The organism is Paracoccus liaowanqingii, from assembly GCF_004683865.2.
Taxonomy (GTDB): Bacteria; Pseudomonadota; Alphaproteobacteria; order Rhodobacterales; family Rhodobacteraceae; genus Paracoccus; species Paracoccus liaowanqingii.
Window position 1 is genome coordinate 3,213,563 of the sequence record NZ_CP038439.1, and the last position, 19,557, is coordinate 3,233,119.

Annotated in this window: 16 protein-coding genes and 2 pseudogenes; 11 read left to right on the plus strand and 7 right to left on the minus strand. The window is 67.3% G+C overall.

What is annotated here, in order from left to right:
- Positions 1–21: 21 nt before the first annotated feature.
- From E4191_RS15580 to E4191_RS15605, 6 genes are all read left to right on the plus strand, one after another.
- Positions 22–921 carry a carbohydrate ABC transporter permease gene (locus E4191_RS15580; RefSeq protein WP_228461400.1) on the plus strand — a complete coding sequence of 300 codons (900 nt, stop codon included), beginning with the start codon at positions 22–24 and terminating at the stop codon, positions 919–921.
- The gene (locus tag E4191_RS15585; RefSeq protein WP_135314204.1) at positions 918–1,817 is read left to right on the plus strand and encodes a carbohydrate ABC transporter permease; all 900 of its coding nucleotides are present in this window, start codon (positions 918–920) and stop codon (positions 1,815–1,817) included. Before E4191_RS15580 ends, E4191_RS15585 begins: the two co-directional genes overlap by 4 nt.
- Before the next feature lie 3 nt (positions 1,818–1,820).
- Positions 1,821–2,900 carry an ABC transporter ATP-binding protein gene (locus tag E4191_RS15590; protein WP_135314205.1) on the plus strand — a complete coding sequence of 360 codons (1,080 nt, stop codon included), beginning with the start codon at positions 1,821–1,823 and terminating at the stop codon, positions 2,898–2,900.
- Between the two features lie 589 nt (positions 2,901–3,489).
- Positions 3,490–5,073: a flavin monoamine oxidase family protein gene (locus E4191_RS15595; protein WP_135314206.1), complete on the plus strand. Its 1,584-nt coding sequence runs from the start codon at positions 3,490–3,492 to the stop codon at positions 5,071–5,073.
- Between the two features lie 10 nt (positions 5,074–5,083).
- On the plus strand, positions 5,084–5,500 hold the full coding sequence (locus tag E4191_RS15600) for a c-type cytochrome (RefSeq protein ID WP_228461402.1): 417 nt from the start codon (positions 5,084–5,086) through the stop codon (positions 5,498–5,500).
- Between the two features lie 20 nt (positions 5,501–5,520).
- Positions 5,521–6,003, plus strand: a complete 483-nt coding sequence (locus tag E4191_RS15605; RefSeq protein ID WP_135314207.1) for a RidA family protein — start codon at positions 5,521–5,523, stop codon at positions 6,001–6,003.
- A gap of 116 nt (positions 6,004–6,119) precedes the next feature.
- Here the strand turns inward: E4191_RS15605 and E4191_RS15610 are convergent.
- Positions 6,120–6,468, minus strand: a pseudogene (locus tag E4191_RS15610) (transposase); the annotation flags it as partial.
- Positions 6,469–6,531: 63 nt separating this feature from the next.
- Positions 6,532–7,204 (minus strand): annotated as a pseudogene (locus E4191_RS15615) (transposase); the annotation flags it as partial.
- A gap of 77 nt (positions 7,205–7,281) precedes the next feature.
- On the opposite strand from E4191_RS15615, the gene E4191_RS15620 reads away from it, so the two are divergent.
- Together E4191_RS15620 and E4191_RS15625 are read left to right on the plus strand one after the other, a co-directional pair.
- Complete coding sequence (locus E4191_RS15620; protein WP_135314208.1) at positions 7,282–8,316, plus strand: substrate-binding domain-containing protein; 1,035 nt, start codon at positions 7,282–7,284, stop codon at positions 8,314–8,316.
- 404 nt (positions 8,317–8,720) lie between these two features.
- Entirely contained in the window at positions 8,721–9,551 is an 831-nt protein-coding gene (locus tag E4191_RS15625) for a DUF1206 domain-containing protein (protein ID WP_135314209.1), read from the plus strand.
- A 54-nt stretch (positions 9,552–9,605) separates the two neighbouring features.
- Here the strand turns inward: E4191_RS15625 and E4191_RS15630 are convergent, their stop codons facing one another.
- The 5 genes from E4191_RS15630 to E4191_RS15650 form a co-directional block, all read right to left on the minus strand.
- The gene (locus E4191_RS15630; protein ID WP_135314210.1) at positions 9,606–11,117 is read right to left on the minus strand and encodes a tripartite tricarboxylate transporter permease; all 1,512 of its coding nucleotides are present in this window, start codon (positions 11,115–11,117) and stop codon (positions 9,606–9,608) included.
- Between the two features lie 6 nt (positions 11,118–11,123).
- The gene (locus tag E4191_RS15635) at positions 11,124–11,693 is read right to left on the minus strand and encodes a tripartite tricarboxylate transporter TctB family protein (RefSeq protein WP_135314531.1); all 570 of its coding nucleotides are present in this window, start codon (positions 11,691–11,693) and stop codon (positions 11,124–11,126) included.
- A complete protein-coding gene (locus E4191_RS15640; RefSeq protein ID WP_135314211.1) occupies positions 11,693–12,646 on the minus strand; it encodes a Bug family tripartite tricarboxylate transporter substrate binding protein in 954 nt (317 codons plus the stop codon). The genes E4191_RS15635 and E4191_RS15640 overlap by 1 nt, the downstream gene beginning before the upstream one ends.
- Before the next feature lie 265 nt (positions 12,647–12,911).
- Complete coding sequence (locus tag E4191_RS15645; RefSeq protein ID WP_135314212.1) at positions 12,912–15,413, minus strand: sensor histidine kinase; 2,502 nt, start codon at positions 15,411–15,413, stop codon at positions 12,912–12,914.
- Entirely contained in the window at positions 15,400–16,071 is a 672-nt protein-coding gene (locus tag E4191_RS15650) for a response regulator transcription factor (protein WP_135314213.1), read from the minus strand. The genes E4191_RS15645 and E4191_RS15650 overlap by 14 nt, the downstream gene beginning before the upstream one ends.
- A 149-nt stretch (positions 16,072–16,220) precedes the next feature.
- Here E4191_RS15650 and E4191_RS15655 point away from each other — a divergent pair, with 149 nt between their 5' ends.
- The 3 genes from E4191_RS15655 (at position 16,221) to fahA (ending at position 19,551) form a co-directional block, all read left to right on the plus strand.
- Positions 16,221–16,901 carry a spermidine synthase gene (locus E4191_RS15655; protein WP_135314214.1) on the plus strand — a complete coding sequence of 227 codons (681 nt, stop codon included), beginning with the start codon at positions 16,221–16,223 and terminating at the stop codon, positions 16,899–16,901.
- Between the two features lie 134 nt (positions 16,902–17,035).
- The gene (hmgA, locus tag E4191_RS15660) at positions 17,036–18,328 is read left to right on the plus strand and encodes a homogentisate 1,2-dioxygenase (RefSeq protein ID WP_228461748.1); all 1,293 of its coding nucleotides are present in this window, start codon (positions 17,036–17,038) and stop codon (positions 18,326–18,328) included.
- Positions 18,325–19,551, plus strand: coding sequence for a fumarylacetoacetase (fahA, locus tag E4191_RS15665; protein WP_135314216.1), 1,227 nt, complete (start codon positions 18,325–18,327; stop codon positions 19,549–19,551). Before hmgA ends, fahA begins: the two co-directional genes overlap by 4 nt.
- The last annotated feature ends 6 nt before the right edge of the window (positions 19,552–19,557 follow it).

Here is a 19,557-nt window from a genome sequence, read left to right on the forward strand (position 1 = left end):
CTTCGATAGAGGGAGGATACCGTGCAGACCGCTCAACTCACCCGGCATATGCGACGCAATACGGCAGCATATCTGGCCCTGCTCCCGATGGCCGCCATCGTCGTCTTCGCCTATCTGGGCACCATGGCGTGGTCGGTCCGCCTGTCTTTCACAAGCTCGCGCATGCTGCCCCGGAACGACTTCGTGGGCTTCGACCAATATGCCCAGCTGTTCGGCACGTCGCGCTGGCTGACCTCGCTGGAGAACTTCGTCTTCATCGCGATCTTCTTTCTGGCGATCTGCTTTGTCCTGGGAACGCTGCTGGCAATTTTCATCGACCAGAACGTGCGCGCGGAGGGCCTGTTCCGGACGGCCTTTCTCTATCCCTACGCCATGTCCTTCGTCGTGACCGGCCTGATGTGGCAATGGATCCTCAACCCTGATCTGGGGATCGAGCGGACCATGCGCAATCTGGGCTTTTCGGACTTCGTCCTGGACTGGGTGGTCAACAGCGACACCGTCCTCTACGCCGTCGTCCTGGCGACCGTCTGGCACGGCGCCGGTCTGGTGATGGCCTTGCTGCTCGCCGGCCTGCGGGGCATCGACACGGACCTGTGGAAGGCCACGCGGATCGACGGCATACCGCTCTGGCGCGCCTACGCCTTCATCATCCTGCCGATCTTGCGACCGATGATCATCACCTCGCTGGTGCTGCTGTCGATCAGCATCGTCAAGATGTATGACCTGATCATCGCGATGACCAATGGCGGGCCCGGAACGGCCAGCGAGGTGCCGGCCAAGTTCATCATGGACAACCTGTTCGAGCGCGCCAATATCGGCCTGGCCACGGCGGCATCGACGACCATGCTGGTCACCGTCCTGCTGATCATCGCGCCGGTCCTCTATTCGCAATACCTCGGCAAGAAAGGGACCACGGCATGAGCGTGGCCGAAGCGAACGCGCCTGCCCTCCGGCGCCCGGTGACTTCCCAGCAGCGTTGGGGCCGGATCGGCATCTACGCCTTTCTGGGCGTCATGACGGTTTTCTTTCTGCTGCCGCTCTACGTGATGATCGTCACCTCGCTGAAGACCATGGACGAGATCCGGCTTGGCCAGATCTTCGCGCTGCCCGTGCAGCCGACGTTGGAGGCTTGGGCCACGGCATGGTCCAGCGCCTGCACGGGGCTCGACTGCACCGGCCTTCGCATCGGCTTCTGGAACTCGGTCCAGATCCTGATCCCAAGCGTCATCCTGTCGATCCTTCTGGGCGCCCTCAACGGCTATGCGCTGTCGTTCTGGAAGGTCCGCGGGGCGAACCTGCTCTTTGCCTGCCTGCTGCTGGGCGCCTTCATGCCCTATCAGGTGTTCATCTATCCGCTGGTACGCTTCTATGCTCAGGCGGGCATCTATGGATCGCTGCCGGGGATCGTCCTCACCCATGTCATCTTCGGGATGCCGGTGATGACCCTTCTGTTCCGGAACTACTATTCGGGACTGCCGACCGAGCTGTTCAAGGCGGCCCGGGTCGATGGCGCCGGGTTCTGGGCGATCTTCTTCACCATCATCCTGCCGATGTCGGTCCCGATCACCATCGTCGCGGTCATCATGCAGGTGACGGCCATCTGGAACGACTTCCTGCTGGGGCTGGTCTTCGCCGGGCGGGAGAACCTGCCGATGACCGTGCAGCTGAACAACATCGTCAACACCACCACGGGCGAGCGGGCCTACAACGTCAACATGGCCGCGACCATCCTGACGTCCCTGGTTCCGCTGGCCGTTTATCTTGGGTCCGGCCGCTGGTTTGTCCGCGGCATCGCGTCCGGCGCGGTAAAGGGGTAAGTCATGACTTCCGTTTCCATCCGAAATCTCGGGATCCGCTACGGCCAGCAGGTCGTCATGGAGGATCTCAACCTGGACATCCGCGACGGCGAATTCCTCGTTCTGCTCGGGCCGTCCGGCTGCGGCAAATCCACCCTGATGAACGCCGTCGGCGGTCTGACGGACGCGAGCGCGGGCAGCATCCACTTCGACGAAAAGGACGTGACCTGGCTTGATCCGAAGGACCGCGGCATCGGCATGGTGTTCCAGTCCTATGCGCTCTATCCGACGATGAGCGTGCGGAAGAACATGTCCTATGGCCTGCGCATGGCCAAGGTCGACCGGGCAACGATCGAGAAGAAGGTGGCCTGGGCCGCCGATATCCTGCAGATCACGCATCTGCTCGACCGCAAGCCCGCCGCTCTGTCGGGCGGACAGCGCCAGCGCGTGGCCATCGGTCGCGCCTTGGTGCGCGACGCCGACATCTTCCTGTTTGACGAGCCCCTGTCGAACCTGGACGCCAAGTTGCGCGCAGAGCTGAGGCTGGAAATCAAGAAGCTGCACAAGTCGATCGGCTCGACCATGATCTACGTGACCCACGACCAGATCGAGGCCCTGACGCTTGCGGACAGGATCGCCGTCATGAAGGACGGCATCATCCAGCAGCTCGACACCCCGCTGAACGTCTACAACAAGCCGGCCAATGCGTTCGTCGGCAGCTTCCTCGGCTCGCCTGCCATGAACAAGATCGAAGGGCAGTTCGCGACGCGCAACGGCGTCCTCACCTTCGAGGCCGGCAGCTTCGTACTCGATATCGATGCCTATCCCTTCGTCGATCGCGTCGAGAGCGGTCAGAAGGTGACGCTCGGCCTTCGGCCCGAGCATATCGTCCCGGCTGGCGGCCCATCGGGGCAGTTCGAGGTCCATCTGTCGCTGATCGAACCGATGGGCAACGAGATCCTGGCCTGGTCCGATTTCGAGGGGATCAGTCTGGTGCACCGATTGAGTCAGGAAGACGATTTCACGGTGGGAAAGCCCTTCTTCGTGAATATCGATACCAGGAAGGCGTCCTTCTTTGACCAAGCCACCGGGAAGCGACTTTAGGAAGTTCGGCCTTTCGGCCTGAGGGTGCAATTCTTTCTCAGGATGGCAGGACGCATTTCAGGCGGTTTTTGGCGGCCATTTGTCTTCCTTGGCCAATCAAGGCGTCTCTACAGTGCGCAGCTGCCTCGTCTGCAGAGGAGGCAGACGTTTCGATGGCGTGGACGGGTCGACGCGATGAGCCTCTCAGGGCCCTCGTGGGACCTGCAGTGAATGCGGTCGCAATATCTGTGCAACGGTCTTGTAGCGGCCACAGGGCGCCTGCCGGGTTGCAGTGCAGATCTGAAAAGCGGCCGCTCGTGTTTCGGCACCGGAGCCCTTCATCCTCACGTGTCCTGTCGTGCGTTTACAAACCTTGGGCTCGTGACGAAACGTGGCCTGCCAAAATGGCAAATGCTGAGAGACGTGATGCAGGCATGATATGCCCGGCGCTTGAGCGCCGCCGGGAGGAAGATGCGCAGAAGTTCGGCAGCTTATGTTTATGCATTATCTGCAGGTATCATTCCCCTTACCCTCCCTCCCGATACCCTGATCTCGTCCTCATTGGGCAGGCACCCCAGGGGTGCCTGCCGCAGAGATCAAAGGGATAGGCATGACATTTAACCCACAGGGGATATCGCGGCGCTCGCTGCTGTCGATGATCGGGGCCGTGGCAGGCGCAGGTGCGATGTATGGCGCGATGAGCACGATGGGGCTTGCGCAGCCGTCCGGTTTCGCAGGCCGACTGCAACTTCAGGGCAATGTGCAGGGCACGAGTGTCCTGATCCTGGGCGCCGGCCTGGCCGGCATGACCGCGGCCTACGAACTGCGCGCCGCCGGCTATCAGGTCAAGGTGCTCGAGTTCCGCGAGAAGGCCGGCGGCCGCTGCTGGACGCTCCGGGGCGGCGACAGCTATACCGAGCTGGGCGGCGAGACGCAGGACGTGACCTTTGCCGAGGGCAATTACCTCAACCCCGGCCCGTGGCGCATCCCCTCGGATCACTACGCGGTGCTGGACTACTGCAAGCGCTTCGGCGTCAAGCTGGAGCCGTTCATCCAGGTCAACTACAACGCCTATCTGCACAATTCCGACGCCTTCGACGGCCAGCCGCAGCGGTTCAAGGAAATCTCGACCGACTTCCGGGGCCATGTCGCGGAACTGCTGGCCAAGGTGGTGGACCAGCAGGCGCTGGAGGCCGACGTGACCGAGGGTGACGCGCAGCTGCTGATGGACGCGCTGAAACGCTATGGCGCGCTGAACGACGACATGGCCTATGTCACGGGCGAGGAGTCCTCGGCCTTTCGCGGATGGTCCGTGCCCGAGGGCGGCGGCACCACCGGCAAGCCGGAACCCTCCGAGATCCATCCCCTGTCGGTCATCCTGCAGTCGAACCTGTGGCGCAACCTGACGGCGGGTGACAACCTGCACATGCAGTCGACGATCTTCCAGCCGGTCGGCGGCATGGACCAGATCGCGCAGGCGTTCGAACACGAAACCGGCGACCTGATCACCTTCGACGCCAAGGTGACGCGCATCCGCCACGAAGGCGACACCGTCACCGCGACCTGGGTGCCCACGGGGGGCGGCGAGGAACGGACCGAGACGGCGGATTACTGCATCTGCACCATCCCCTTCTCGATCCTGGGCCAGATCGACCACGATTTCTCGGGGCGCATGTCGGGCATCATCGACGGGATGCATTACGCCTCGTCGTTCAAGTGCGGGTTGGAGTTCAAGCGCCGCTTCTGGGAACAGGACGAGCATATCTATGGCGGGATCAGCTACACGAACCTGCCGATCTCGCTGATCAGCTACCCGTCGTCGGACTACTTCAGCGACGGCCCGGGGGTGCTGCTGGCGGCCTATAGCTGGGGGGCATCGTCCTATCAGTTCAACTCGCTGCCTCCCGCCGACCGGATCGAGGCGGTGCTGGACTATGGCAGCCAGATCCACCCGCAATACCGCGACGAGTTCCTGTCCGGCGTCTCGGTCGGCTGGCACCGGGTACCCTGGGTCCTGGGCTGCTATGGCATCTGGGCCGACCGCGAGGCCGACTACATGGACGCGACCGCGATGGATGGTCGGACGCTGATGGCGGGCGAGCATATCTCGTATCTGCCCGCCTGGATGGAAGGGGCGATCCTGTCGGCGCTGGACGCCGTGGAACGCCTGCACGCCACCGTCACCGAAGCCTGAGGAGGCCCTGATGAACCGCATCTTTATGCTGACGGCCGCTTTTGTCGCCCTGACCCTTCCTGCCGCCGCGCAGGAGGCGGGCGAGGTCTCGATGATCGACCGCGCCGGCTGGTTCGAGGACCCCGCGCGCCTGACCCAGACCGGCGGGCAGCAGGTCTACGAGGCCATCTGCGCCGCCTGCCACATGCCGGGTGGCGAAGGCGCTGTCGGTGCCGGGGACTATCCGGCGCTGGCCGACAACGAGAACCTGATGACCGCGGACTATCCGATCTATCTGATCCTGCAGGGCCAGAAGGCCATGCCCCCCCTGGGCGGCGTTCTGGACGACACGCAGGTGGCCGATGTGGTCAACTATATCCGCACCTCCTTCGGCAACGACTATGCCGAGGACCCGGCGACGCCCGATCGCGTCGCCGCCGCCCGCTGACCCCGATGAAAGGACATCACATGAAGACGACTCTGGCCGCTTTGGCCCTGACCGCCCTGGCCCTGCCCGCCACCGCGCAGGAGCTGACCCGCCATCCGATCCCCGACTCGGACTTTCCGATCCTGCAGGCGGTCGAGGTTCCCGCGGGCATGACGACCGTCTATCTCAGCGGCACGGTCCCCGCCGTCATCAATGAAGACGCCGAGCCCGGCAGCCTCGAGGCCTTCGGCACGACCGAGGAGCAGACCGTCAGCGTCATGACGCGCATCCAGGCGCAGCTGGAGGCGCTGGACATGGAGGTGGGCGACATCATCAAGATGCAGGCCTTCCTGGTCGCGCCCGAAGGCGAGGCGGTCGATTTCGACGGCTTCATGGCGGGCTATCGCCAGTTCTTCGGGACCGAGGAACAGCCGAACCTGCCCGTCCGCTCTGCCATGGTGGTCGAGGCGCTGGTCAACCCGGCCTGGCTGGTGGAACTCGAGGTCACGGCGGTCCGTCCCTGACAGTTTCTGGCCCGGCAGGTCACAGCCGGGCGCGACATAGGGTCAGGACTCGTTCTTGATCACAGCCAGAACATGACGGTTGCGGCAGAAGAGATCGCGGAGAGGTAGGTCTCCGGTCATCTGTCGTATCGTGTGGCAACGCGTCTTCCCTCTTTGAGGCGGCCGACCATGATCTCGATGCGGTTAGACCTTTTATAACGCTGCTTCTCATATTTGACTGTCTTCCTGCGAGACTTCCGGCCGGGGATGCAGGCGCTCCTCCTTTTGTCCTCCAACGCTTCTCGCAGCCAGTCGGCCCTTGCCAGCGGGCTCGAACCAATTGCGCCTCGCAGGCTCGATATCCCCTGTCAGCCAGAAGCTAGTCCCCTTTGGAAGGCTGCCCAACAGTGCTGCCGCACAGGCGTAATCGCTGACCTGCCCTGCCGACATGAAGAACCGGGTGGGTCGGCCCTTCGCATCGGTGACGGATGTAGCGTTGTGTTCTGTTCTCGGGCGAAACTGTCCACTGGACAGTTTCTTTGTCCCTCGACGGATGCATGACCCGTCGTTCAGCCAGAGCCAACCCTTCTTTGGTTGCTTTTGTGGGACCTTTAGCTTCGTCGGGGAAACGCCCCACAGGGGCCTTTCCTAATCCTCCTCAGTCCTGCCGCCGTCGAACGCATGCGTTCGACGGCTCGACCCGTTTCACGTTCGCCGCCCAACCGACCTCGCGCAGAAGGGCAGTGATCCGGCGGTATCCGTAGCGCCCATATTGCGGGGCGAGCGCGATGATGTCGACCGTCAGGGCGTCTTCATTGACTCGTCCGCTCGGCACTTTCCGCTGTGTCGAGCGATGCTGCTCAAGCACGCGACAGGCGAGCCGTTCGGAGATCCGGAGCTTCTGCCTAACATGCTCAATGCAAGCACGGCGGCGGGCGGGGCTTAGAAGTTTCCCGATGCCGCCTCCCGAAGGATGAGCTTCTCGAGCGTCAGGTCAGAGACAGCCTTCCTGAGCCGCTCATTCTCCTTCTCCAGCTCCTTCAGCCGCTTCACTTGGTCGGTCTTCAGCCCACCGAACTCCTTGCGCCCACCGATAGTAGGTGAACTGCGTCACGCTGATCAACCGCACGGCTTCGGCCACCGACTGGCCTTGCGACACCAACACGTCAACCTGCCGGAGCTTGGCGACGATCTCCTCCGGCTTGTGCTTTTTCTGGGGCATTCCAGCATCCTCCAAATGGCTCAAAAGCCATACATCAGGGAGGACCACCTTTCAGGGGGCAGACCAGACCGCGCCGGGTGAACATCAAGGATCTTGCCCAGCATCTTGGACTGTCGATCGGCACCGTGTCGCGCGCGCTGAACGGCAAGCCCGACGTGAACGCGCAGACGCGCGCGCGGGTGCTGGGGCGCGCGCGGGTGCTGGGGGCGGCGTCGCAGCTGGGCTATCGTCCCAATGCCTCGGGGCGCTCGCTCAGGCGGGGATCGACCCAGACCGTGGCCTTCGTGATGGAGACCGGGCGGGCCGACGTGCGCGGCGACAATTTCTTCGTCCGCATCATCGACGCGATGCAGGACCGGCTGGCGGCCGAGGATCACGACCTGATCGTGCTGCCCTCAAATTCGGCCAATGATCCGACGGGGTTTCTGCGCCGCACCATCGCGCGGGGCATCGCGGATGCGATCGTGGTGACCGCGACGCAGGCCCATGACCCGCGCATCGCGCTGCTGCTGGACAGTCGGATGCCGTTCCTGTCCTTCGGGCGATCGCAGATCGCGGGCAGCTTTGCCTGGATCGACCTCGATTTCGAGGGTTTCCTGCGCGAGGCGATGGCGGGGCTGGCCGCGCTTGGCCATCGGCGCATCGCGGTCAGCACGCCGCAGGGTCCCTCCAACATCGGCGTGCTGATGCAGGCCACCTGCCGCGAGGTCTGCGCCCGACTGGGGCTGGACAGCGATCCAACCCTGATCGTCGCCACCGAAAGTCACGAATATGGCGGCAACCTGGTCACCCGCCAGCTGCTGGACCGGCCCGACCCGCCCACCGCCGTGATTCTTCATTACGAGATGATGGCCTTTGGCGCCTACAGCGCGCTGCGCGATGCAGGGCTGTCCCCGGGGACCGACATGTCGATCGTCACGATGCGCCGGTCCCGGCAGTTGCACTTTCTGGATCCGCCCGTATCGGCCTGCGAGATCGACGTGGTGGGTCTGGGCCGCAGGCTGGCCGACGAGACCCTGCGCGTCATCCGCGCCGACGATCCACCTGCCCAGCTGCTCTGGCCCGCGCGCCCGATCCTGACCGACAGCGTCGCCCCGCCGCGCACGCGCTGAGTCGGGGTGCCTATCAGCCCGAAGCTTTCGGAGTGGTGTCGATCACCCGGCCAGATGACGCCGTGGGCCACCGCGTCTGCCTCCGGCACCGGAGGCCGGGGCAGCCGATGCCGTCCCGCGACCTCTTCATCTGGGATGGCAGTTGGCTGTGGTCTGGCGGCGAGTGCCGACGCGATGCTTCGCTGACGGTTGTTCTCTGGCCCGCGATCAGGGTCGCGCGTCTGAGACTGCCTCCGAAACATCAGCCTGCCCGACGCGTCATCGGCGCGACCTCTCAGGGCGCCCTCCCGCCGTCGTTTCCCGTGCCCTCGCGCGGCCCTGCGTCCCGCTGCCGCCCGAGACGGCTTGACGCGGGGCGGGGGACCTGAGGTAGGTCTCGACCATCCGACGGAGAGGCGAGGACCATGACCAAGAGCAAGCTGGGCTGGGCGATACCGCTGATGCGGGCGGGATATACGGGCAAGGGGCTGGTCTATCTGGCCGTCGCGGGCATCTCGCTCTATTCGATCTGGAGGGGCGGGCAGGCGCAGGACACGTCCTCGGCCCTGGGCTGGCTGGAGACGACCTGGGGCGGGGGCAGCATCCTGTTCGTCATCCTGCTGGGCATGGTCGCCTATGCGCTGTGGCGCGTGCTGGATGCCGCCTACGACCTGGAGGATTACGGGTCCGAGGCGAAGGGGATCGTGGCGCGCCTGGGCATGCTGGTCACGGGCGGCATCCACCTGGGCATCGGCGTCGTCATCTTCACGCTGCTGTTCGGAGGCGGGTCCTCGGAGGAGGGGTCCAGCATCCCGCGCTATGTGGGGATGGTGATGGGCTGGCCCCGGGGGCGCTGGATCATCGGGCTGGCGGCGCTGCTGATCGTCGGGGCCGGGGCGCATTACATGCGGCAGGGCTGGACGAACGAGTATCGCAAGCATCTTCAAGCCAGCCGGTTCACCACGCGGTGGAACCCGATCCTGAAGGCGGGCCTGATCGCGCATGGCGTCGTCGTGGGCGTGGTGGGCCTTCTGTTCCTGTTCGCCGCCTGGCGCGCCAATCCCCAGGAGGCGGGCGGCACGGGCGAGGCCTTCTCGTGGCTGTCCGGCCAGGTCTATGGGCAGCTGCTGGTCATCGGCATCTGCGTGGGATTGCTGGGATTTGCGGTCTTCTGCTTCGTGAACGCCGCCTATCGCATCGTTCCGAAGGTCTCGGGCCCGGACATCCAGACCCTGGCGGCGAAGCTGACGGGGTAGGATGCCCGTCCCTGGCGAACCGGGCCCGCTGGTTCTGCGGGCCCGGTCCTTGTGTCAGAGCGACACCGGCTTGCGGCGGCGCGCCAGGGCCCAGACCCGCGGGCCGAAGATCGACAGGATCGCGATCGCATAAATGAGCAGCGCGATCCACGAGGTGAAGAGGAAGGTCCAGTCCCCCTGGTTGATCATCAGGCCGCGGCGCAGCTGCTCCTCGGCCAGTGGGCCCAGGATCGCGCCGACCAGCGCGGGCGCCAGCGGATAGCCGAAGCGCCGCATCACGAAGCCCACCAGTCCGAAGCCCAGAAGCAGGATCAGCGCGAAGGCCGAGCCCTGCGCGCCCACGATGCCGAGCGTCGCGAAGGTCAGGATGCCCGCGTAGAGCCAGGGGCGCGGGATCGCCAGAAGCTTGACCCAGATGCCGATGAACGGGACGTTCAGCACCACCAGCATCAGGTTCGCGATGAACAGACTGCCGACAAGGCCCCAGACCAGTTCGGCGCTGTTGGTGAACAGCAGCGGACCGGGCTGCAGCCCGTATTGCTGGAAGCCCGCCAGCATCATCGCCGCCGTGGCCGAGGTCGGCAGGCCCAACGTCAGCAGCGGGATCAGCGTGCCCGCAGCCGAGGCGTTGTTGGCGGCCTCGGGTCCGGCCACGCCCTCGATGGCGCCGCGGCCCTCGTCGAAGTCGCGCCGCGCCTCGCCGGTCGCCAGGCGGCGCTCGGTCGTGTAGGAGAGGAAGGTCGGGATCTCGGCGCCGCCGGTCGGCAGCGGGCCGAACAGGAAGCCCAGGCCCGTGCCGCGCAGGAAGGGCCGGAAGCAGCGCTTCAGGTCATGCATGTTCAGCCAGACCGAGCCCTTCATCTTCTCGGCCTTGGTCAGGTGGTTGATGCGCTGCGAGGCCAAAAACATCGTCTCGCCGATGGCGAAGAGGCCCACGGCCACGATGGCGATCGAGATGTTGTCGCTCATCTCGGGGACGCCGAAGGCCAGGCGCACCTGTCCCGTCAGCTTGTCGGTGCCGACCATGCCGATGGTCAGGCCGATGAACAGCGCCGTCAGGCCACGCACGACCGAGCCGCCGAAGGCCGCCGAGACGGTCAGGAAGGACAGCACCATCAGCGCGAAGTATTCCGCCGTCCCGAAGGACAGCGCGACCGCGACCATCAGGGGTGCCACCACCGCCAGACCAAGCGTCGCGATGGATCCGCCGACGAAGGAGCCGATGGCGGCCGCGCCCAGGGCCTTGCCGCCCGCGCCGCGCTTGGCCATGCGGTTGCCCTCGACCGCGGTCATGATCGAGGCGGTCTCTCCGGGCGTGTTGAGAAGGATCGACGAGATCGCGCCCCCGTACATGCCGCCGTAGTAGATGCCGGCGAACATGATCATCGATCCGGTCGCGCCGAAGGACAGGCTGACCGGCAGCAGCAGCGCGACCGTCAGGGCCGGGCCGATGCCGGGCATGACGCCCACGGCGGTGCCCAGCATCACGCCGATCAGCGCGAACATCAGGTTCATCGGCTCCATCGCCGTGCCGAGGCCGCCCAGAAGAAGGTAAAATGTGTCCATGGCGCCCTACCGGAAGAGTTGGTCGATGACCTGTTCCAGCGGACCGTTCGGCAGGGCAAGGCCCAGGCCATAGCGGAACAGCAGGAACAGAAGGGTGGACATGACCGCACCGATGGCCACGTTCAGAAGATGCGTCGTCTGTCCGAAGGCGCGCGCCGCAAAGGCGAAGAGCACCGTCGAGGCCGGGATGAAGCCCGTACCGGAATAGAGCATGATGATCTCGATCACGATGGCGGCGACCAGCCAGATCACGCCGCCCCAGTTCAGGGGCTCGCGCGTCTCGAACCCGCCGCGCCAGGCGCTGAGCGCGGTCAGCCCGGCCAGCACCAGGATGCCGAAGGCCACGATGAACGGCACGATCTCGGGTCCGAACTGCGCGTAGGAGCGGCGCACCGGATAGCCGGAGGCGTCGGAATAAATGACGGCGGCCAGCGCGAACAGCGCCAGCGCGATGCCCAGACCGGCCAGATCGCGGCGTCCGCTGGCCTGGCCCACCTCGTCCTCGCCATGCAGGCGGATGTCGGGTTCGGCGGACAGCCGGGTTTCCCCGGCTGCCTCTGTCCTGTCGACCGACATCACTCGGTGATCCCGAGCTCGGTCAGGATCGCGGCGGTGGCCTCGATCTCGCCGTTCAGATAGTCGGTGAACTCGTCGCCGGCCAGGAAGGTGTCGACCCATCCGCGCGAGGCCAGCACCTCGGCCCAGGCTTCCGATCCGGCCATCGTCTCGATGGTGCCGACCAGTTCGGCCTTCTGCTCGTCGGTGATGCCGGGCGCGCCCGCGATCATCCGCCAGTTCTGCACCTCGACGTCATAGCCCTGCTCGGCGAAGGTCGGCGCGTCCAGATAGTCCTGACGCTCGGGCGCGGTGATGCCGATGACCTTGACCGAGCCGGCCTCGATCTGCGCCGAGAATTCGGAGAATCCCGACACGCCCACGGTGACCTGGCCGCCCAGGATCGCGGCCAGCGCCTCGCCGCCGCCCGAATAGGGGATGTAGTTGATCGTCGCGGGATCGACATCCGCCGCCTGCGCGAAGAGGCCCGCCGCGATGTGGTCGACGCCGCCCGCCGAACCGCCGGCCCAGGTGACCGAGCCCGCATCCTCGGCCAGCGCCGCGGCCAGATCCTCGGCATTGTTGATCGGGCTGTCGGCCCCGGCCACGACCACGACATATTCGCCGGTCAGGCGGGCCAGGGGCGTCACGTCGGTCAGCGAGACGGGCGAGTCGTTGGCGATGACCGCGCCGACCATCACGTAGCCGCCGACGATGGTCGCCGCCGGATCGCCGCTGGAGCGGTTGACGAACTGCTGCAGGCCGATGGTGCCGCCGGCGCCGGCGACGTTCTCGACCTGGATGTTCGACACCAGGCCCTCGGCCTGCAGGGTCGACTGGATCGAGCGCGCGGTCTGGTCCCATCCGCCGCCGGGGCCCGCCGGCGCCATGATGCGCAGCTCGGACAGTTCGGCCATGGCCGCAGGGGCCATCAGCGTGGCCGACAGGACAGCGGCGATTCCAAGTTTCTTCATGGTTCCCTCCCAGGATGTTCGATGGCCCTCGGGGCCGTGACATGGGCGGAAGGGGATCGGACCGGGACAGCACCGAAGGGTGCGGCAGGCCCGCCTTGCGGCGGGCGTGATGCGCGGCCTCCTCGCCTGCACCGGGACCGGACACCTCCCATGCCCAGATGAGGAAACCTTAGCGATGTTTCCTGTCATCGTCCTGTCATCGGGAAAAATCGCCCGAGGGCAGCGTGCGTCAGGGTCGGAGGGCGTCAGGGTAAGAGGGGGGGCGTCAGGGCACGCCGGGGGCCACGATCTCCTGCCAGGTGGTCAGGAAGCGGCTGCGCCGCTGCGGGTCCAGCCCCACCAGCAGCACCGGGCGCAGCGCGATGGGCTGGACCGAGCCCCGGCCCATCGCGGCGATGCGTTCCTGCGTCCATGGCCCTGTGGCGCCCGGCCTGACCGACCCCAGGGCCGCGCGCCCTGCCGCGATCGACTGGCCGGCGGGCGACAGGGTGAAGTCGACGAAGGCGCGGGCCAGGTCGGGCGCGGGCGCGTCATGCGGGATCAGCATCGTGCGGGTCAGCGCCAGCACGTAGTCGTCGGGCACGATCACCCCGATGGGCGCCCCCTGGGCCTGGCGGGCCAGCGCATAGGATCCGAGCACGTTGTAGGCCAGCGCCAGCTCGCCCGAGGCGACCGCGTCAATGATCTGGGGGCTCGAATCGCTCAGCTGCGCATCGACCCGCCCGAAGGCCGAGGCCAGCCGCCAGAACTGCGACGAGATCTGCTGGTCCTGCGTGGCCAGCAGATGCCCCACGCCGCTGCGCGCGATGTCATAGGTGGCGACCCGGCCCCGGAACCGCTCGGGCTGCTGTTCCAGCAGGCTGGCCAGCTCGGTATGGCTGCGGGGCTGCGTGCCCGGCGCGACCAGGCGGGGGTTGTAGACGATGACCGCGGGCTCGAAGGTGAAGCCGAAGATCTCGTCGCGCCAATGCGCCCAATCGGGCAGCCCCTCGGTCCAGGGCGAGGCATGGGCCTGCGCATGGCCGTCATTGGCCAGCTTGAACTGCAGGTCCGAGGCCGAGCTGATCAGCAGGTCGGGCGGCTCGGGCAGGGTGCCCGCCAGATAGCCGCGATAGAGGGCGTTGCTGTCGGTCTCGGCATAGCTGACCGCGACGCCGGGGTTCTGGGCTTGGAAGGCGTCGATGAAGTCCACGAACAGCTGCGTGTCGGTGGTGCCCGCGATCCGCAGCAGCCGCTCGGGCGTCTCGTCGCCCATGGGCAGGGGGCGGGCAGGGTAGAGCACGGGCTGGGCCGACAGCGGCGACGCGCCGAGGGTCAGCGCCAGCAGCGCCGCCACCAGCATCCCGGCGGACAGGGTCCCGCGCGGGGCCGGGTCCGGGGGGGCCTGCGGCTCGTCATCGGCCAGCGGCAGGTCCAGGACCGCCGCCAGCCCGCCGCCCTCGCGGTCGCGCAGGATCAGCGTGCCGCCATGGGCCGCGGCCACGCGGCGGGCGATGTCCAGCCCCAGCCCCGATCCGACATGGCCCGCCCCCGCCGCGCCCCGCGCAAAGCGCTGCATCAGGCGCGGCTTGTCGGCGTCCGGAATGCCCGGGCCGCGATCCAGCACCGACAGCGCGATGCGGCGGGGTCCCGCCGGGGCCACCTCGACGCTGACCGGCCCCTCGCCATAGGTCAGGGCATTGTCGATCAGGTTGCGCAGCGCCTCGCGCAGGGCGATGCGGTCGCCGCGCAGCACGGCGGCGCGGGCGGCCGGGTCGATGCGGCCGCTGACGCGCGGCGCCAGGTCGGGGTCCAGGCGGCCCAGCACCTCGTCCACCATCGCGGCCAGCGACAGGGGCTGCGTCATGGTCGTGTCCATCCGGTGCGAGATCGTGGCATCCATCAGCAGCTGCGAGACGAGGTGGCTGGCCTCGACCGCCAGATCGTGGATGCGGGCGGCGCGGGCGCGCAGGGCGGCCTCGTCGGGTTCCGACAGTGCCATCTCCGATTGCGCGCGCAGGGCGGCCAGGGGATTGCGGACCTGGTGGGCGGCCTCGGCCACCAGCCCGCCCATGCGGTCCATCGACACGGCCAGCCGCGCCATGAAGCCGTTGAGCCCCTCGACCAGGCGCTGCACCTCGACCGGGACGGGCACGTCCAGCGCCGACAGATCCTCGGGGCGGCGGCGGCGCAGGGCCTGGTCGATCGTGTCCAGCGGCGCGAAGGTCCGCCCGATCACCACCCAGACCATGACCAGCGCCAGCGCGGTCAGCACCGCCACCGGGATCAGCGCGTTGCGGCGGATCTCGGCGGCCAGGGCCGCGCGCGCGCCAAGCGTCTCGGCCATGCGGACGGTCACCCAGCCCGTCCCCTCGACGGTCGAGACCAGCCGCCCCACCGTCACCAGCCGCACCGGATGGCCGTTATGGGCGGCATCGGCAAAGACCGGGGTGACCGAGCTGGCCAAGGCCGCGTCGGGCGTCAGGTCGGGATAGCCGGTGACATGCTGGCCCGCCGCATCCTCGACCGCGTAGAAGACCCGCTCCTGATCCGACATCATCGCGAAGGCGGCGGCGGGCAGCTCGACCGCGACCGCGCCATCCTCGATCTGGACCGCCCCCGCGATGGACAGGGCCGAGGCCGACAGCAGCCGGTCGAAGGCCCGGTCCGAGGCGCGGTGGGCATAGTCGCTGATGAAGACGACCAGCAGGGCCGCCGCCCCCAGCAGCATCAGCAGGGCCAAGGCCAGGATGCGCCGCCGCAGCGACAGCGGCCTAGGGCGCGCCATCCTGCACCATGTAGCCCACGCCGCGCACCGTCACGATCTGCACCCCCGACCCGGCGATCTTGCGCCGCACGCGCGAGACGATCTGTTCCAGCGCATTCTCCGACCCGCCGTCGTCCAGCTCTCCCAACCGCGCCAGCAGCCGGTCGCGGGTCACCACCCGGCCCGCCGCGACCAGCAGGCTGTCCAGCAGCCGGAACTCGCGCGGCCCGATCTCGATCAGCTCGGCGTTCAGCCACAGGACCTGCCCGGCCTGATCCAGCCGCAGCAGCCCCAGTTCCAGCATCGACGAGCCGGTGCCCGCGGGGCGGCGCATCACGGCGCGGAGCCGTGCCTCCAGCTCGCGCAGATCGAAGGGCTTGACCAGATAGTCGTCGGCGCCCAGATCCAGCAGCCCGACCTTGTCGTCGATCTCGGCCTTGGCGGTGACGACCAGCACCGGCAGCTGCACCTGCGTCCGCCGCAGCGCCCGCAGGATCGAGATGCCGTCCCCCGCGGGCAGGGTCAGGTCCAGGATCAGCGCATCGAATTCGCCCAGGGCCAGGGTCTCGGGGACGTCGGCGCCGGTGGTGTTCCAGGTCACCTGATAGCCCAGCTTCTTCAGCCGCCGCTCGACTGCCTCGCCCAGATCCCGATTGTCCTCGACCAGCAGAATGTTCATGCGCGCGATCAAACAATACCTGTCGCGCCAAGTATAGCCCCCACGCCATGGCCGGGACGCTGGCGTGTCCGCGCCCCCTTCTGGCCCCTTCTCCTGCCGCCGCCGATGCGCTAGGCCACGGGGCGGTTTCTTCGACAGGGGGATGGCGCATGCTGCCGTGGATCGAGCTGGCATCGGCGGTCGCGCCGGGGGGCGACAGGCTTCGGCTGCTGCGCCGGGGCGACGAGTTCTCGATCCGCCTGCAGGGCGGGAACGAGCTGATGAACAGCCGGCTGGGCGGCTCGGAGGAGGCGCTGGCGCGGCTGGCGCTGGACCGGCTGGCGGGGCGGGCCGCGCCCTGCGTGCTGATCGGCGGCCTGGGGATGGGCTTCACGCTGCGGGCCGCGCAGGCGGTCGCGCCGCCGGGGGCCCGCCTGGTCGTGTCCGAGATCGTGCCCGAGCTGGTGGCCTGGGCCGGGCAGCAGATGGCACCCGTCTTCGGCAGCTGCCTGTCCGATCCGCGGGTCGAGATCCGTCTGGGCGACGTGGGCGCGCAGATCGGTGCGGGGGCGGGGGTCTTCGACGCGATCCTGCTGGATGTCGACAACGGGCCCGGCGGGCTGACCCGCCCCGACAATGACGGGCTCTATGGCAATCCGGGCCTGCGCGCGGCGCATCGGGCGCTGACCCCCGGCGGCGTGCTGGCCGTCTGGTCGGCCGAGCCGGATGCGGGTTTCACCAGGCGCTTGGCCCGCTGCGGTTTCGAGGCCCGCAGCCACACGGTCCGTGCCGCGCGGGGCGGGGGCGGGTCGCGGCACGTGATCTGGATCGCGGTCCGGGCGGGCGCCTGAACGCTTGACAGAATCCCGCCACCGCCGGCATATTCGTTGCAGATGCAACGGTATTGCCGGAGGAGGCGCAAGTGACCCATGACCTGCCGCAGGGCCTGACCCGCGCGCCCTCGGGCGGCCCGCATGCGGGCTACATGCCCGGCTTCGGCAATGATTTCGAGACCGAGGCTTTGCCCGGCGCCCTGCCGCAGGGGCAGAACAGTCCGCAGAAATGCAATTACGGTCTTTATGCCGAGCAGCTGTCGGGCACCGCCTTCACCGCCCCGCGCGGCCAGAACGAGCGGACCTGGTGCTATCGCATCCGCCCCTCGGTCCATCATGTCGGGCGCTTCATCCCTCTCGAGGTGCCGCATTGGAAGACCGCGCCGCATGTGCTGCCCGGCGTCACCAGCCTGGGGCAGTACCGGTGGGACCCGGTCCCGGTGCCGGACCAGCCGCTGACCTGGATCACCGGCATGCGCACGATGACCACGGCGGGCGACGTGAACATCCAAGTCGGCATGGCCACCCATGTCTATCTGGTCACCCGGTCCATGCAGGACGAGTATTTCTTCTCCGCCGACAGCGAATTGCTGGTCGTCCCGCAGGAAGGCCGCCTGCGCTTCTGCACCGAGCTGGGCGTCATCGATCTGGAGCCGAAGGAGATCGCGATCCTGCCGCGCGGCCTCGTCTACCGGGTCGAGGTGCTGGAGGGTCCCGCCCGGGGCTTCGTCTGCGAGAATTACGGCCAGAAGTTCGACCTGCCGGGCCGCGGCCCCATCGGCGCCAACTGCCTGGCCAACCCGCGCGATTTCAAATGCCCGGTCGCGGCCTTCGAGGACCGCGAGGTGCCAAGCCGCGTCGTCATCAAGTGGTGCGGGCAGTTCCACGAGACGCGGATCGGGCACTCGCCCCTGGACGTGGTGGCGTGGCACGGCAACTATTGCGCCTACAAGTACGACCTGCGGACCTATTCCCCGGTGGGCGCGATCCTCTTCGACCATCCCGACCCGTCGATCTTCACGGTGCTGACCGCGCCCTCGGGGCAGGAGGGGACGGCGAACATCGACTTCGTGCTGTTCCGCGAACGTTGGATGGTGGCCGAGCACAGCTTTCGCCCGCCCTGGTACCACAAGAACATCATGTCCGAGCTGATGGGCAACATCTATGGCGTCTATGACGCCAAGCCGCAGGGCTTCGCGCCGGGCGGGATCAGCTTGCACAACTGCATGCTGCCGCATGGCCCCGACCGCGACGCCTTTGAAGGGGCCTCGAACGCGGACCTCAAGCCTGCCAAGCTGGACGACACCATGTCCTTCATGTTCGAGACGCGCTTTCCCCAGCACCTGACCGCATTCGCCGCCCACGAGGCGCCGATGCAGCCCGATTACGTCGAGCTGTGGGACCGGCTGGACAAGAAGTTCGACGGCACGCCGGGCGTCAAGTGACCGCCCCGGGGGCCACGGGCCGGGCGCCGCGCAGCCAGGTGGCTGCGGCGAACGATCCGGATTGCGATTTCCCGATCCGGAACCTGCCCTATGGGGTCTTCTCGACCGAGGGCACGGCGCCGCGCTGCGGGGTGGCGATCGGCGACATGATCCTGGATCTGGCGGCCTGCGAGGCGCGGGGCCTGCTGGCGGCGGGCGGCAGCTTTGCGGCGCCGCAGATGAACGGGTTCATCGCGCGGGGCCGGGCCGAATGGGACCGCATCCGCGCCACGCTGACGGACCTGCTGGCCCATGACGGCCCGCGCGACCTGCCGCTGGTGGCGATGGCCAAGGCACGGCTGCATCTGCCAATCGCGGTGACCGAGTTCACGGATTTCTATGCGTCGAAGAATCATGCCTTCAATGTGGGGGTGCTGTTCCGCGGGCCGGAGAATGCGCTGCCGCCACAGTGGACGCACATGCCCATCGGCTATAACGGGCGGGCATCCTCGGTCGTCGTGTCGGGCACCGACATCCGGCGGCCGATGGGGCAGGTCAGGGGCGAGGCTGGTCCCGAATGGACCGCCTGCCGCCGTCTGGATCTGGAGCTGGAGCTGGGCGCGATCGTGGGCGCCGACAGCGCAATGGGCGAGCGGATCGGCGTGGACCGGGCCGAGGACATGATCTTCGGCTATGTGCTGCTGAACGACTGGTCGGCGCGCGACATCCAGGCGTGGGAATATCAGCCGCTTGGCCCGTTCCAGTCCAAGGCGTTTGGCACCACGATCAGCCCTTGGATCGTGACGCAAGCCGCGCTGGAGCCGTTCCGCAGCGCAGGCGCACCGCGCGACAATGATCTGCTGCCCTATCTGCACGAGGATCGCCCTGGCTTTTACGACATGACGGTCGGCTGGACGATGAACGGCCAGCAGATGGCGCAGACGAATTACAACGTGATGTACTGGTCCAGCGCCCAGCAACTGGCCCATCACGCGGTCTCGGGCTGCCCGATGCGGGTGGGCGATCTGCTGGGGACGGGCACGATCTCGGGGCCCGCGCCCGACCAGACCGGTGCGCTGCTGGAGATGACGCAGGGCGGCCGGGTGCCGGTCATGGCGAACGGCCAGCCCCGGACCTTCCTCGAGGATGGGGACGAGGTCGGGCTGTTCGGCTTTGCCCAAGGGGACGGCTATCGCATCGGGTTCGGTCCCTGCACCGGGCGGATCCTGCCGGCGCGGCCCTGAGCGGCG

Coding starts and splice junctions, on each gene's coding strand:
- E4191_RS15585 (WP_135314204.1), top strand. CDS start 918: ATGAGCGTGGCCGAAGCGAACGCGCCTGCCCTCCGGCGCCCGGTGACT.
- E4191_RS15590 (WP_135314205.1), top strand. CDS start 1,821: ATGACTTCCGTTTCCATCCGAAATCTCGGGATCCGCTACGGCCAGCAG.
- E4191_RS15595 (WP_135314206.1), top strand. CDS start 3,490: ATGACATTTAACCCACAGGGGATATCGCGGCGCTCGCTGCTGTCGATG.
- E4191_RS15600 (WP_228461402.1), top strand. CDS start 5,084: ATGAACCGCATCTTTATGCTGACGGCCGCTTTTGTCGCCCTGACCCTT.
- E4191_RS15605 (WP_135314207.1), top strand. CDS start 5,521: ATGAAGACGACTCTGGCCGCTTTGGCCCTGACCGCCCTGGCCCTGCCC.
- E4191_RS15625 (WP_135314209.1), top strand. CDS start 8,721: ATGACCAAGAGCAAGCTGGGCTGGGCGATACCGCTGATGCGGGCGGGA.
- E4191_RS15630 (WP_135314210.1), bottom strand. CDS start 11,117: ATGGACACATTTTACCTTCTTCTGGGCGGCCTCGGCACGGCGATGGAG.
- E4191_RS15635 (WP_135314531.1), bottom strand. CDS start 11,693: ATGTCGGTCGACAGGACAGAGGCAGCCGGGGAAACCCGGCTGTCCGCC.
- E4191_RS15640 (WP_135314211.1), bottom strand. CDS start 12,646: ATGAAGAAACTTGGAATCGCCGCTGTCCTGTCGGCCACGCTGATGGCC.
- E4191_RS15645 (WP_135314212.1), bottom strand. CDS start 15,413: ATGGCGCGCCCTAGGCCGCTGTCGCTGCGGCGGCGCATCCTGGCCTTG.
- E4191_RS15650 (WP_135314213.1), bottom strand. CDS start 16,071: ATGAACATTCTGCTGGTCGAGGACAATCGGGATCTGGGCGAGGCAGTC.
- E4191_RS15655 (WP_135314214.1), top strand. CDS start 16,221: ATGCTGCCGTGGATCGAGCTGGCATCGGCGGTCGCGCCGGGGGGCGAC.
- hmgA (WP_228461748.1), top strand. CDS start 17,036: ATGCCCGGCTTCGGCAATGATTTCGAGACCGAGGCTTTGCCCGGCGCC.